An 875-nucleotide genomic window follows, 5' to 3' on the forward strand; every position below is an offset into this window, starting at 1 on the left:
AGGCCGGGCCGGTAGGGCAGCAGGCCGTAGTCGCCGCCGGAGTTGGGTGAGCGGCCCTGGTAGAGCAGCTGCAGGTTGCAGGGGTCGATGGTCATGGTCTGGTCGGCGTTGGTGCGGATGAGTTCGCCGTGGCTGATGTCGTTGGTCCAGGTGGCGCCGCTGTTGGCCTTGCCGGCGAAGGGGTTGCTCTCGGTGGCGGCCTGCGGGGTCCACGTGCCGCCGAGGCTGGTGGCGGTGAAGGAGCGGAAGTAGCGGCCCTGCGCGCCGATCGCTTCGACGATCATGAGGTACTGGTTCTGGCCGGCGACCTTGTAGACCTGGACGGCTTCGAACAGGTTGTTCGTGGTGTCGCTCATGATCACGGTGGAGGTGGAGCCGAAGCTGCCGGGGAAGTTGCCGATGGGCATGCTGGCCCGGTAGATCTTGCCGTTGTCGCCGGCGAAGAACAGGTACATGTTGGTGCTGTCACCGATGACGGCCTGGTCGATGGGTCCGGTGCCGGAGCCGGAGATGCTGCCGGAGAACAGGGTCTGCGGCGAGGACCACCCGTTGGGGTTGGTGGGGTCGCTGGAGGTGCGGTAGGAGAAGGCGGGTCCGCCCCACTGGTAGGCGAGTACCCAGATGTTGCGGGGGGCGAAGTAGAACAGCGATGGTGCGACGGTGGCGGACGACATGGTGTTCTGGCTGGCCGAGGCCATGTCGGACCAGTTGGTGAACAGGCTGAAGTTCATCGAGCCCCAGGTCGATCCGTTGTCGTGCGTGGTGGCGTAGACGAGCTGCCTGCCGTTGTAGGGGGCGGTGGTGAAGTCCTTGAGCGAGACCCAGCCCGACTTCGGGGTCGCCAGCACGCCCGTCGACGTCCAGCGGTAGCTCGA

Annotated in this window: 1 protein-coding gene; it reads right to left on the reverse strand. The window is 66.2% G+C overall.

The window, feature by feature from the left end:
• Positions 1–875 (reverse strand): glycoside hydrolase family 62 protein (locus FLL47_RS42610; protein WP_144128390.1); only part of this gene is annotated, 875 nt, incomplete at both ends.

The organism is Catellatospora sichuanensis (genome assembly GCF_007483665.1).
Classification (GTDB): Bacteria; Actinomycetota; Actinomycetes; order Mycobacteriales; family Micromonosporaceae; genus Catellatospora; species Catellatospora sichuanensis.